The following is a 13,307-nucleotide window of genomic DNA, read 5'->3' as shown; positions in this document are numbered from 1 at the left end:
ATTGCCCGGCCTCACGGCGATGACCGGCTTTCCTGAGCCCTGAGGTCATCGTCCGATTGCGAGGGCGGACGCTTCCGCGCTGATTTTAGCCTTGATTATGTTATCGATAACAGTTAAGTCAAGATCAATCGGAAAAGGCGCTGATACTGCCGTTCATCCGGACAAAAAATGCCCGATCGCGCCGGCCAAAGGGAAGAGGAAACCATGTCCGACATCTTCAGACTCGATGGAAAGCTTGCCCTTGTAACGGGTTCAAGCCAGGGCATCGGCCACGCGCTGTTGTCGGGGCTTGCAGCCCAGGGGGCGATCCCGGTCGTCAACAACAGAAATGCCGAGCGCACGGCAGCGGCCGTCAAGGCTTTCGAGGAACAGGGCATCAAGGCCTATGCCGCCCCTTTCGATGTTACCGATAAGCACGCGGTTGAAGATGGCATCAACGCCATCGAGGAGACGGTCGGCCCGATCGAGATCCTGATCAACAATGCCGGCATCCAGTATCGCTCGCCTCTCGAAGATTTCCCGGAAGAGCAATGGCACCGGCTGCTGGATACCAATATCACCGGCGTTTTCCTCACCGCTCAGGCTGTCGCACGCCACATGATCAAGCGCGGCAGCGGCAAGATCATCAATATCTGCTCGGTCCAGAGCGAGCTGGCGCGTCCCGGCATCGCGCCCTACACGGCCACCAAGGGCGCTGTACGCAACCTGACCCGCGGCATGTGCACGGACTGGGCCAAATACGGACTGCAGATCAATGGCATTGCGCCCGGATACTTCAAGACGCCGCTCAACCAGGCGCTGGTCGACAATCCCGAATTTTCGGCCTGGCTCGAAAACCGCACCCCCGCGCGCCGCTGGGGCAATGTCGAAGAACTTGTCGGCGCGGCCGTCTTCCTCGCATCGCCGGCCTCTTCATTCGTGAACGGTCATGTGCTCGCCGTCGATGGCGGCATCACGGTGAGCGTCTGACATGAAAAGCGTCGTCGTCGTCATGGGCGTGAGCGGCTGCGGAAAGTCATCCGCCGGCAGCCTGCTTGCGCAGCGCCTCGGCGTCCGTTTCGTCGAAGGCGACAGCCTCCACCCGCAAGCCAATGTGGACAAGATGCGCGCCGGGAGCCCGCTCGATGATGATGACCGCAAACCCTGGCTGGAAAAGATTGGCAAGGCGCTTGCGGACGCGGGCGAAGACGGTGGCGTCGTCATTGCCTGTTCCGCGCTGAAAAAGCGCTACCGCGACCTGTTGCGCGATCGCGCCGGGCCGGAACTCCGCTTCATCCACCTGACCGGGGATCGTGCGGTGCTTGCCGCGCGCATGGTCAACCGGCCGGGACATTGCATGCCGGTCTCGCTGCTTGACAGCCAGCTTGCGACACTCGAAGCCACCTATGGCGAGCAAGACGTTCTAGAGGTTGATTGCGCCATGGAACAAGGTCTCATCATCGAGACGTCGCTTGCATTCTTGAATGCAACGGAGGGAGCAGACAATGAGTGAGAAAATCGCCGTCATCGGCGCAGGCATCATGGGCACGGCGATTGCCACGCGTCTTCTCGAGAAGGCGCACACGGTCTTCATCTCCGATCTGGATGCTGCCAAGGTCGAGAGGCTTGTCGCGCTCGGCGCCCGCGCCGCCGCAAATCCGAAAGAGGCCGCGAGCGCTGCCGACTTCATCATCATGAGCCTGAACCATGCCGATATCGTCAAGGCCGTGGTCTTCGGCGCAAATGGCGTTGCCGAAGCGGCAAGTTCCGGCAAGCTCCTGATCGACATGTCATCGATCGATCCGAAGGTGACAGCCGAAATGTCGGAAAAGCTCCTTGCTGAAACCGGCATGGGATGGGTCGATTGCCCGCTTTCCGGCGGCGCGCCGGGCGCGCTTTCCGGCCGGTTGACGGTGATGGCAGGCGGCACGCGCGATGATTTCGAGAAGGCCCGCGCGGTGATGGCGGACCTTTGCGCCAATTACACGCTGATGGGCCCGAGCGGGGCAGGGCAGACGACAAAGCTGATCAACCAGCTGTTCTGCGCTGTCCAGTTTCAGGCCGTCGCCGAAGCCGTCAAGCTTGCCGAAGCCGGCGGCGTCGATGCTGCCGCAATCCCGCAGGCACTCGCCGGCGGCCGTGCCGACAGCAGCATCATGCAGGAGTTCATGGCCAAGTTTGCGGCGCGCGATTACACCCCGACGGGCCGGATCGACAACATGCTGAAGGACCTCGACAGCCTGCAGGCCTTCGCGCTGAAGACCCGTACGCCGCTGCCGATGACCGGTCAGGTTACGGAGATTCACCGGCTGCTCGTTGCCGCCGGGCTCGGGTCGAAGGATTCGGCCGAAATGATGCGGCTGCTCGACGGCGACACCGCGCCGGGCTGATCCGGCAGATCGCACCGGGGGCAGGGTAAAGCCTCGATCTTCAACAGGGTTCCTTCCGTTCATGGAAGGTCCAGGAAGGACACGCACATGATCATCCGTTATGCCCTTTTCGAAGGCACGATCCATGAGGGCCGTGAGGCCGAGTTCAAGGCTTATGTCCACGACAATCTCATTCCGATATGGCGGCAATTTCCCGGCGCGCAGGACCTCCAGGTCTATTTCGGCGTAGAGCGCGATGAGGGCGCTCCCGAATATGCCCTCGTCATGGGCGTTCGCTACGACAATCTCGATGCTGTGGCGAAGGCGCTGGAATCCGACGTCCGCTCAAGAGGTCGCGAAGTCACCAAGGGCCTTCTGGAAATGTTCACCGGCCGTGTCCACCATCATGTCCTCGACGGCGACCAGTACGCCCCGGCCTGAGAGGCTCAGGCGGATTTGCTGGAAGACGACGAAGGTCTGTCTGGTTCTGCGGAGAGGCGGTGAAACGAACGCCAGGGCGATCTCCTCAGCTTGCCTGTTTTCGCCTCACGGCAACCGTTGACCAGCCTCCTCCCGCCGCGCTGTGCCGAAAGGTGCAGAGAAATGCCATCTTCTTCAGGTACCAAGATCGCGCGGGAAGCGATTTTCGCGCGGGTTCCGTGCATGAATTCCGATGCCGGTCGCGGCGAAAGCAATTCGAAAATCGGGTTCCTGCCGTGGTGCTGATTGATCTGAATGCTTTCGGGCAGGTTCGCCCTCCGGTATGAGGTGGGATGCACTGTTCAGCGCCGCCGCTGCCAACCGAAGGTCCGAAGATGAAATCCCGCACAATCGCAACCACCGCTTTTGCTCTTATTGTTCTGGGCGGGGCGGGGTATTGGTTGTGGAGCCGTTACGAAAAACCGAAGGGAGATCTGCCGGCGACGGCGGTTGTCACACGCGGCGATATCGAGGAAACCGTGCTCGCCACCGGCATCGTGAAGCCTGTCGGTCTTGTTGCCGTCGGGGCCCAGGCTTCCGGCCGCATCACCTCCGTCGCCGTGAAGCTCGGCGACAAGGTCAGGCAGGGCGATCTGATCGCCGAGATCGATTCCGGCACCCAGGAAAACGCACTTCGTACCGCCAATGCAGCGCTCGACAACGCCAAGGCGCAGCTTCAGGAGAAACAGGCGACGCTGACGCTCAACAGGCAGAAGCTTGAGCGCTACACCGAACTGCTCAGGAAGAACACGGGAAGCCGCGCCGATTATGAGAGCGCGCTTGCCGAGGTCGGCGTCACCACCGCCCAGATCGCGGCGATCCAGGCGGCGATCGTCGAGGCAGAGGTCGCGGTCGACACGGCCAAGGTCAATCTCGGCTATACCAGGATCACCGCGCCCAGCGACGGCACCGTGCTTGCCATCGTCAGCCAGGAAGGGCAGACGGTGAATGCGCTGCAGTCGGCCCCGACCATCGTCGTTCTGGGCCAGCTCGACCGCATGACGGTGCGCACCGAAATTTCCGAGGCGGATATCACCAAGGTGTCCCCCGGCATGCCCGTTTCCTTCACCGTGTTCGGCGATCCCGATACGGTCTATCGCGCAACGCTCGAAACCATCGAGCCGGCGCCTGAATCGGTCAAGAACGACTCGAGCTTCTCGTCATCATCGTCAACCAGTTCGTCCTCGTCGGAGGCCGTCTACTATAATGGCGTGTTCACCGTTCCAAACGATGACGGCAAGCTCAGGACCTACATGACGGCGGAGGTCGAGATCGTCCTCGGCACGGCGAGCAATGTGCTCACCATACCGTCCTCGGTTCTCACGACGCCCGATGGCGAAGGCCGTTACACGGTTCAAGTGCTGGATGGCGCCGGTGAAATCAGGCCTACCGAGATCGAGGTCGGCCTCGACAACCGCGTCAGGGCCGAGGTGACGTCCGGCCTCAGCGAGGGCCAGCGCGTGGTCACCGGCGATATCCCCGGCAACGCGAATGCGGCCGGCGAGGGCATGCGCGGCCCGCCACGGATGGGGTTTTGAGCCATGAACACCCCTCTCATCAGTCTCTCCGGCATCCGCCGCGCCTACAGGACCGGCGACGAGGAGATCGAGGCGCTGAAGGGCGTCACCCTCGATATCGCCGAGGGCGAGATGGTGGCCATCATCGGCTCGTCGGGTTCCGGCAAGTCGACCCTGATGAATATCCTCGGCTGTCTCGATCAGGCGACCTCCGGCGAATACCGGATCGCCGGGCGCGCGGCTTCGAGCCTGGACGGCGATGAACTGGCCGCGCTCAGACGCGAACACTTCGGCTTCATCTTCCAGCGCTACCACCTTCTGCCCGAGCTGAATGCGATCGGCAATGTCGAAATTCCCGCGATCTACGCCGGGATCGCAGCGTCGTCGCGGCGCACGCGCGCTGCGGCATTGCTCGCACGGCTCGGGATGGCAGACCGCACCGGTCACCGCCCGGGGCAGTTGTCCGGCGGCCAGCAGCAGCGCGTTTCGATCGCTCGCGCCCTGATGAACGGCGCCAATGTCATCCTTGCCGACGAGCCGACCGGCGCGCTCGATTCGCGCAGCGGCGATGATGTCCTCGAAATCCTCGAGGAGCTGAATGCCGAAGGTCACACCGTCATCATCGTGACCCATGATCCGAAGGTGGCAAGCCGCGCCGCCCGGATCATCGAGATCGCCGATGGCGAGATCACCGCGGACACGCTCACGCGCGAGGGTGGCCGGGCTGCCGGGCGCGAGACGCAAGGGCCGCATCAGAAGCGATCGCCCTTCCGGTTCGGTGCGGCGCTGGGAGAGGCTTTCCAGATGGCGCTTGTGTCCATGTGGGCGCACAAGCTGAGAAGCTTTCTCACCATGCTCGGCATCATCATCGGCATTGCTTCGGTGGTGAGCGTCGTTGCCATCGGGCAGGGCGCGCAATCGAAGGTGCTCGAAAACATATCGAGCCTCGGCACGAATACGCTGGAGATCTTCGCCGGCAAGACCTTCGGCGATGTGCGCGCCGGAAAGATCACCACGCTGGTCGTCAACGATGCCGTCGCGCTGTCCCAGCAGCCCTATGCCGCAGCCGTCACGCCCACCGTCTCGCGCGCCGCGACGGTGCGCTACGGTTCAGTGGAGTCCAATGCGCTCGTCAATGGCGTCGGCGCGGCGTATTTCACGGCGAAGGCGCTTGAACTCGAGCAAGGCAGCCTCTTCAACGAGGCGGATGTCCGGACCCGCTCGCAGGATGCCGTCATCGACGCCAACACCCGCGACACGCTTTTTGCAGCGGGCGAGGATCCGATCGGCAAGGTGATCCTGGCCGGCAATGTCCCGGTCAGGGTCATCGGCGTGGTCAAGACCAGCCAGACCGGGTTCGGGTCGAGTGGCAACCTTTCGCTCTACATGCCCTATACCGCCGTCCAGACGCGCGCCCTCGGTAAGACGACTTTGCGCAGCGTGATCCTGCGGGTCGATGACGGCTATGACATGCGTGACGCCGAGAATGCGGTGACGGCGCTCTTGACGCAAAGGCATGGCACCCAGGATTTCTACATCCTCAACACGGACGATATTCGCGAAACGATCACCAGCACCGCGATGACGCTGGCACTGCTGATCACGGCGATCGCGGTGATTTCCCTTGTGGTTGGCGGCATCGGGGTGATGAACATCATGCTGGTCTCCGTGTCCGAACGGGTCTCGGAGATCGGCGTGCGGATGGCCGTCGGCGCGCGGCGCAGCGATATCCTGCTCCAGTTCCTGATCGAGGCCATCATCGTCTGCCTGATCGGCGGCTGCCTCGGGATTGCGGCGGCGCTCGGTTTTGGCAGCCTGCTGACGGCGCTGAGCTCCGGCTTTACCGTGCTCTATTCGCCGGGTTCGATTGTCGCCGCGGTGATCTGCTCGACCCTGATCGGCGTCACATTCGGCTATCTCCCGGCCCGCAGCGCCTCGAAGCTTGATCCGGTGGCAGCCCTTTCGGGCGAGTGAGGCGGCGCGGCCTGCGCAATCCGGAAACCGGGCGTTTGTACAAGGGAGTGGTCGTCGAGGCTCTGCCTTCGGCAGGCATCGGAGCTTTCGATTTTCTCCATGAAAGCCAAGGGAAATGCGCATCATTGGGGCGGGCGGCTGGGAGTTGGTGGCGGCGGTCACGATCACGTCCTGTTCGGGCGAGTAGATGAAGGCGGCGCGGTAGCCGAGCGTCATTCCGAGATAGTAATACATCGGGTCCATGCCAGGCGCGGTCACGCGCGTCAGGCCGAGGGTAAAGCCCCGCGGGTCCTCGTCCGATACATCATCGATGATCTCGCCGGTTGCCAGCGACACGGGCGTTACAAACTCCGCCAGCTGCTTTTCCGGCAGCACCTTTCCGGAAAAGACGGCGCGGATCCATTTCGCAAGATCCTCCGGCGTGCTGACGATGCCGCCCGCAGGGCCCGCCCAGCTGACGGAGTCCGTCTTCACGTCGCGGCCCATCAGCGGGGCCAGCTGGCTGACTTCGCAATCCGCGTCATAAAGTGTGCATTCCGGATTGTTGAAGTAACCGGAAGGCATGCGCGACAACACGTCCTCGCCATAGGAAAAAGGCTCGTAGAACGTCTCGGTCAGGCCTGCGGGCTTGAACAGCTTCTCCTCGAGCGCATCCTTGTAGGACATGCCCGATGCCTTTTCGGCGATCATGCCAGCGAGAATGTAATTGGTATTCGAGTAGAAATAGCCTTCCGTGGTCGGCAGGTCCACGGTTTCGCTCGGATAGGCCATGGCGATCAGTTCGGGCATCGTGAAATCCCGATCGGGGGTGTTCACGAAGGCTTCGTTCAATTCCGCCGTCTCCGAATAGGTCGGCAAGCCGCTGGTCATGTGCAGCAATTGCTGGATCGTCACGTCCGACCATGCCTCATATTCCGGCAGCCAGTCGCCTACGGTGTCGTGGATATCGACCTTGCCCTCGGCTTCCAGCGCCAGGATCAGCGCTCCGGTAAAGCCCTTGGTGTTGCTGCCGATCTGGTAGAGCGTGTCCGGGCCGACGGGCTCCTTGCTATCCTTGCCCATCGTCCCGGCATAGGCGCTATAGTCCGGTCCGTCCGCACCCAGGCTGACATAGGCGGATATGCCGGTGACGCTTTCGGGTGCGCTGCGCGCCGCAATGAAATTGTCCAGCCTGGCTTGCAGGTCCTCCTGCATGCCCGCCATCGCAACCGAAGCCCACAGGGCGCTGGCGATCGCAGCCATAGACGCCAAACCGCCTCGCGAAATGAAGATCTTCTTCATAGGGTTTCTCCCAGCTAGATCCAAATGTGAATTGTCCTGATCGCCGCGATCAGAGCGCGTTGCATCCAGCGGCTTCACCGGAGCATTTCGTGTCATGTGACTGCGTGGCCCCTCAGAGCGGCAGTCCAAGTCTGAAGAAAACCCGGAGGCCTTCATCCTCGCCATTGTCGGGACTGTACCACGGTACGGCCGCGATCAGCTGAAAGGTCATCTTTTCCGCAAGCATGCCGCTGACGCCGACGCCGACCGAGCCGAGGGCATCGCGCGCATAGTCGGCGCTCGCCTCTTCGTTCCACACCACGCCATAATCCGCGAAGGTCGTCAGCGTGAGGCCGGGAAGGGCGGACCAGCCGGTTTCGATATCATGGCTGAGTTCCAGGGCGGCGGCCGCGCCGCTGGCACCTGAAAGGGTGCTGCCGTCGAACGCCCAGCCATAGGGATCGCCCCCGAGCGAAAACTGCGCTGCCGAAGGCAGGGGCGTTGCGGAATACTGCCCGGCGCTGCGCAGGCGAATGGCGGTGTCGGCGGTAAGTTCATGCGCGATGTCGAAGCTCAGCCGCGCGAACCGGTAGTCCTCCGGTACCTCCGGTGATGCGGCTTCCTGGCCGAGGCCCTGGCCGAATTCGCTTGTCGTCAGAAATGCGGTCGATCCGATCTGGCGGTCATAGGTCAGCGACATGGCGGCCCAGCGCGTCTGCTCGCGCGCTGCCCGCGCGCCCATGACATCGACCCGGTCGTTGCGCAGATTGACCTCGATCCGTCCGAACAGGCTTTGGTCGATCGTGCGCACGAAGGGATAATCGAGACGCATCGTGCCGATCACGGACTCAATATGGATGTCGTCGGATTTCAGGTCGCCGCCCGGCTTCTGGGTGATGTATGAAAGGTCGTAGCCGGCTGACAGACCGTTGAAGCCGATCGGAATATCCTGTGAGGCCTGCAGAAAGATCATTTCCTGCGGCATGTTGGGAACCGTCACGCCCACAAGGCTTGCCGTGTCGAAAAGCCCGAGCAGGTCGTTGACGGTGACATTGCCGGACAATTCCAGCGGCCCGACCTCATCGGTGCCGAGATTGTCGAGCCCGACGCCCCCCGAGGACCGGTCGAAGCCGATGTTGAGACGCAATGTGCCGCCGCCCTGAGGATTTTCCGGCCGTATCAGCGTGCCTTCGATATCGAGGCCGCCAAGATCGCTCATCAGCAGCAGGATGCGCTCGGCCTCCTTGATCCGGATCGGCCGCATGGCGATGATCCGATCGATATAAGGCGCGAGCCGATCCCGAATGCCGGGAATGTCGCTGTTGATCTCCAGCGTCTCGACGTAGCTTTCATAGACGCGCAGCGTGATCTTGCCGGATGAAAAGTCCTGAACGGGCACGACGGTCATCGAAAGATAGCCGGCGTTCAGGTATCGGGCGTCGACCTCGCCTGCGAGCCGGTAGAGATCGGCTAGGGTGATCACCTTACCCACCATGCCCTGCCAGAGACCGGAAAATGCCGTTGCCGGAAGTGTGTCGGCGCCCTCGATCGTCACGGAATTCAGCGTGAAACGGATCGCCTCCGCGTCCTTTTCGGGAGTGCGCGTGCGCTGATCCTGAACCTGGATATCCACCGTGCCGACACGCGGCGGCGGCGTGAACCGTTCAAGGATCGTGTTCTGGCCGGCGACCGTCTGTTCGATCCGGCCTGCGGTTTGCGCAAGTGCGGCGTTTGCGAAAAGGCAACCCATTGCAAGCGAACCGAGGGCTACGCACACCTGCCTGAACGAAACGGACCGAACCTCCGCCCCGTTCTTGATCTGGGTCTCTGCAGACTTACATTCAGCCGTCTGCGGATCGACGACGGCAGGTGGCTGCGGAACCGCGTCTGCGACGAAGCCTGATATCTTTGACAAAGCCTGCTGCTGCATGGTTCCCCCACATGGAGCGTTGCTTGAGGAACCCAGCTCTGCCTTCTCTAAAGGTAAGGCTTGGCGCACCGTTTCTGGCGAGTCCCATTCAGAAAATGCTTATCGATCAGGCGTCCTGCGTTTGGAATCCCCTATTTAGGGGGGTGGGCTTTCCAAGCCACAGCGCCATCAGGGCCGCGCGGCTGGTAACGCCGTATTTCCGGTAGATCCGCTTGACGTGATCATGCACGGTATGGTGGCTCTGGCCGTTGTCCTCTGCGATCTTGCGCTCCGATAGCCCCTGGAGCAAGTCGTGCAGAACCCGGTTTTCCATCGGGGTCAGCGGCTCCGAGGCGACGCCGATCCCTTCCGAGAGCATCTGCAGGCGGTAAAACCACCGGATGCCGCGCAGGGCATGGGCCACGATTTGACGCTCATGTTCGCTGAATTTTTCCTGCGAGAGCGAGCGGTGAAAGCCGATCTGGATTTCGGCATCCGCATTGATGGGAATCCCGACCCAGATGGAATCAAGCCGGTCCAGGCCGCGGTAAAACGTCTTGTATGAATTGCTTTCAAACCATTCCGGCGTCGCAAGCTCATCCAGCATGAACACACGGAATTTGCCGGCAAGCTGTGCGTTGCGGATCGTGGTGATGTCCGGCTCACCCTTCTCCATCAGGGCAAAGGCTTGCTGGATGGTCTTTTCCGTTTCCTCATCGGGGTAAAGCGCCGAAAGGCTGCGGGGACGCCAGCCGAAAAGCGGATCGCGCTGAACGTTGTCGTCAAGCCGCACGGCCCCGATCCAGTCGGCCTGCGGAGCATCGATCATGTCACAGACGACAGAAAGCAGGTGATGACGCGCCGCCGGCATGCGGGACGCCTCAAAGTCCGCCAGTTCATCCCAGAGGGCATAAATCCGTTCGGTATCGATGGTTTCGTCCAACATCAGCTTGTGTGATTGTTAACAATGGTAGTCGCACGCTGATGGTATTTAAGCAATTGGCAATATTGTGAGCAACCCGCCGATCCGGATTTGCGGTGGGAAACGTGGATTTACCGTTCTTACAGGATGGAACAGATCACGGCGTCCGTCGGCAGGGAAACGCAACCGAAGGGAAAGGAAAAAGGCGCTTTTGCAGCGTGTGTCACAGGAACGTCACATGATTGACCAATCCAAGGATTCTGATATGAAAGTTTTTTGGCAAGAACAGTCGAACAAAAACAGCCATGTCGCGAAACTTTCTCGTTGTGGATCCCGAAAAGGATTTCCAGGTCATCAAGGGGCTTTCAGCGCCGGCGCGCATTGCCGTGCTGAAGCTCTTGCGCAAGAGGGGCGCGCTGAACGTCAAGGAGATTGGCGAAATCCTGGGCGTGCCGCAGTCGACGGTCTCCTTGAGCGTGCAATTGCTGGAAGAGGCCGGGCTGATCCGCACCGAGATCATCAGGGCGCGCAAGGGTAACCAGAAACTCTGCACCAATCTTTATGATGAAATCGCGATCGTCTTTTCCGACAAGATCGATGATGCCCGCAGCGGCGGCATCGAGGTCGCCATGCCGGTCGGACTCTATACCGCCTTCGAGGTCACGGCGCCCTGCGGTCTTTGCACCAGCGAGGGCATTATCGGTCTGCTCGATGTGCCGGATGCCTTTCTCGATCCGATGCGCATGAAGGCGGGGCTTTTGTGGTTCACGCGCGGCAAGGTGGAATATCAGTTCCCCAACAATGCCAGGCTCGACAACCGGGAGGTGACCGAGCTCGAGTTCTCGATGGAGCTCTCCTCGGAAATGCCGGGCACCAATCCGGACTGGCCTTCCGATATCACCATTACCGTCAACGGCATCGATATCGGCCAGTGGACCTCGCCGGGCGATTTCGGGGATCGCCGTGGAGTATTCACGCCGGACTGGTGGAAGCTCAACGGCTCTCAATATGGGATGCTCAAGCGTTTCCGTGTGTGCGAGACGGGCTCTTACGTCGACGGCATCAAGATGTCGGATGTCTGTCTGGCCGATCTGGAGCTTGGCGCGCGGCATTCGATCCGTCTGTGCATCAGCGTGCGCGAAGATGCGCGCCACCCCGGCGGCGTCAATATTTTCGGCAAGGGTTTCGGCAATTACGATCAGGATATCGTGCTGAGGCTGACCACCAAATAGACGGTGCTGCGACGCTGAAGCGAGCGCAACAATCAGAAATGACGCTTGACGAACGGATGAATCACGGCATTATTATCCATAAATTTTGGTTTATACCAAAAAATGGATTTGGGAGGATCATCTATGAAGGCCCGCGTCACAGCGCACAAGAATTTCACGATTTCCACGATCGATCCGAGGCTTTACGGCTCGTTTCTCGAGCATCTCGGGCGGGCAGTCTATACCGGCATCTATGAGCCGGGCCATCCGACCGCGGACGAAAACGGCATGCGCCGCGACGTCATCGACCTCGTGCGCGAACTCGATACGCCGATCTGCCGGTATCCGGGCGGGAATTTCGTCTCCGCCTATAACTGGGAAGACGGCATCGGCCCGCAGAGCGAGCGTCCGACCCGGCTCGATCTTGCCTGGCGCACCAAGGAAACCAATCAGGTCGGCATTCATGAATTCGCCCGCTGGGCAGAAGCTGCCAATACGGAAATGATGCTGGCCGTGAACCTCGGCTCGCGCGGTCTCGATCATGCCCGCAACTTTGTCGAATACGTCAACCATCCGGGCGGCACCTACTGGTCGGACCTGCGCCGCAAGAACGGTCAGGCCGATCCCTGGAATGTGAAGCTCTGGTGCCTTGGCAACGAGATGGACGGTCCCTGGCAGGTCGGCCACAAGAGCGCTTCCGAATACGGCCACCTCGCCAACGAGACAGCGAAAGCCATCCGCGCCTTCGACAAGGATCTGGAACTGGTCGTGTGCGGCTCGTCCCATTCCGACATGCCGACCTTCCCGCAATGGGAAGCAACGGTGCTCGACGAAACCTATGATCAGATCGATTTCATCTCGCTGCACATGTATTTCATGAACTACGAGAAAAACACGCGCGAATATCTGGCGCTGCCGGAAAAGCTCGACCGCTATATCGGTTCGGTCAGCGGCGTGATAGACTATATCAAGGCGAAGAAGCGCTCCAAGAAGGATGTGAAGATCTCCTTCGACGAGTGGAACGTCTGGTATCATGAGCGCGAAGCAGACGAAAAGCGCATGAAGGAATGGGACTGGCCGGAAGCGCCGGCGCTTCTGGAGGATATCTACAATTTCGAGGACGTGCTGCAGGTCGGCTGCATCCTCAACACCTTCATCCGGCGCTCCAACGTCGTGCGTATCGCCTGCATCGCCCAGCTTGTGAATGTCATTGCGCCGATCATGACGGCGCCGGGCGGGGCAGCCTGGAAGCAGACGATCTATTATCCCTTCCAGTTCGCCTCGCGCTACGGTCGCGGCACGGCGCTTGATCTCGATGTCGATTGCGAGACCTACAATGCCGATATCGCGGCCAATGTGTCCTATCTCGATATCGCCGGCGTCCATGACGGCGACGAGGGGACGGTCACCTTCTTTGCGGTCAATCGTCACGGTGAGGAGCCCATGACGATCGATCTCTCGCTCGAGCGTTTCGGTACGCCGAAATCGGTCGAGCATACTCTGATCAAGCATGACGATCTTGAGGCGAAGAACACGAAGGAGAACCCGGACAATGTCGGGCCGGTCCGCCACGATGGCGCGGAACTGTCTGGCGACAAGGTATCGGTGACGGTGCCGCCCTATTCATACTCGATGATCCGTGTAACCCTTTAGAGAATGCAACCTTGCGGCGGGAGGCCGCATTGA

10 protein-coding genes and 1 pseudogene are annotated in these 13,307 nt (G+C 60.9%); 8 read left to right on the top strand and 3 right to left on the bottom strand.

What is annotated here, in order from left to right:
* Positions 1-204: 204 nt before the first annotated feature.
* The 6 genes from HPQ62_RS16105 to HPQ62_RS16080 all read left to right on the top strand — a co-directional run bounded on the left by HPQ62_RS16105 (position 205) and on the right by HPQ62_RS16080 (position 6,319).
* Positions 205-969, top strand: a complete 765-nt coding sequence (locus HPQ62_RS16105; protein WP_174803595.1) for an SDR family oxidoreductase — start codon at positions 205-207, stop codon at positions 967-969.
* Position 970: 1 nt separating this feature from the next.
* Entirely contained in the window at positions 971-1,492 is a 522-nt protein-coding gene (locus HPQ62_RS16100; protein WP_244629733.1) for a gluconokinase, read from the top strand.
* Entirely contained in the window at positions 1,485-2,369 is an 885-nt protein-coding gene (locus HPQ62_RS16095) for an NAD(P)-dependent oxidoreductase (protein WP_174803594.1), read from the top strand. Before HPQ62_RS16100 ends, HPQ62_RS16095 begins: the two co-directional genes overlap by 8 nt.
* Before the next feature lie 87 nt (positions 2,370-2,456).
* Entirely contained in the window at positions 2,457-2,789 is a 333-nt protein-coding gene (locus HPQ62_RS16090) for a hypothetical protein (RefSeq protein WP_174803593.1), read from the top strand.
* 374 nt (positions 2,790-3,163) lie between these two features.
* The gene (locus tag HPQ62_RS16085; protein ID WP_174803592.1) at positions 3,164-4,366 is read left to right on the top strand and encodes an efflux RND transporter periplasmic adaptor subunit; all 1,203 of its coding nucleotides are present in this window, start codon (positions 3,164-3,166) and stop codon (positions 4,364-4,366) included.
* A 3-nt stretch (positions 4,367-4,369) separates the two neighbouring features.
* Complete coding sequence (locus HPQ62_RS16080; RefSeq protein WP_174803591.1) at positions 4,370-6,319, top strand: MacB family efflux pump subunit; 1,950 nt, start codon at positions 4,370-4,372, stop codon at positions 6,317-6,319.
* A gap of 135 nt (positions 6,320-6,454) precedes the next feature.
* Here the strand turns inward: HPQ62_RS16080 and HPQ62_RS21300 are convergent.
* From HPQ62_RS21300 to HPQ62_RS16065, 3 genes and pseudogenes are all read right to left on the bottom strand, one after another.
* Positions 6,455-7,513 (bottom strand): annotated as a pseudogene (locus HPQ62_RS21300) (serine hydrolase domain-containing protein); the annotation flags it as partial.
* A 199-nt stretch (positions 7,514-7,712) separates the two neighbouring features.
* Positions 7,713-9,329 carry a ShlB/FhaC/HecB family hemolysin secretion/activation protein gene (locus HPQ62_RS16070; protein ID WP_174803590.1) on the bottom strand — a complete coding sequence of 539 codons (1,617 nt, stop codon included), beginning with the start codon at positions 9,327-9,329 and terminating at the stop codon, positions 7,713-7,715.
* A gap of 286 nt (positions 9,330-9,615) precedes the next feature.
* Positions 9,616-10,434, bottom strand: coding sequence for a response regulator transcription factor (locus HPQ62_RS16065; protein WP_174803589.1), 819 nt, complete (start codon positions 10,432-10,434; stop codon positions 9,616-9,618).
* A 281-nt stretch (positions 10,435-10,715) separates the two neighbouring features.
* On the opposite strand from HPQ62_RS16065, the gene HPQ62_RS16060 reads away from it, so the two are divergent.
* Positions 10,716-11,642 carry an ArsR/SmtB family transcription factor gene (locus HPQ62_RS16060; protein ID WP_174803588.1) on the top strand — a complete coding sequence of 309 codons (927 nt, stop codon included), beginning with the start codon at positions 10,716-10,718 and terminating at the stop codon, positions 11,640-11,642.
* A 123-nt stretch (positions 11,643-11,765) separates the two neighbouring features.
* On the top strand, positions 11,766-13,274 hold the full coding sequence (gene arfA, locus HPQ62_RS16055) for an arabinosylfuranosidase ArfA (protein WP_174803587.1): 1,509 nt from the start codon (positions 11,766-11,768) through the stop codon (positions 13,272-13,274).
* Positions 13,275-13,307 lie beyond the last annotated feature (33 nt).

It is taken from the genome of Martelella limonii, from assembly GCF_013344475.1.
Lineage (GTDB): Bacteria > Pseudomonadota > Alphaproteobacteria > Rhizobiales > Rhizobiaceae > Martelella > Martelella limonii.
Note: the sequence above shows the minus strand (reverse complement) of the source record. Positions and strands in the feature narration are given on the sequence as shown.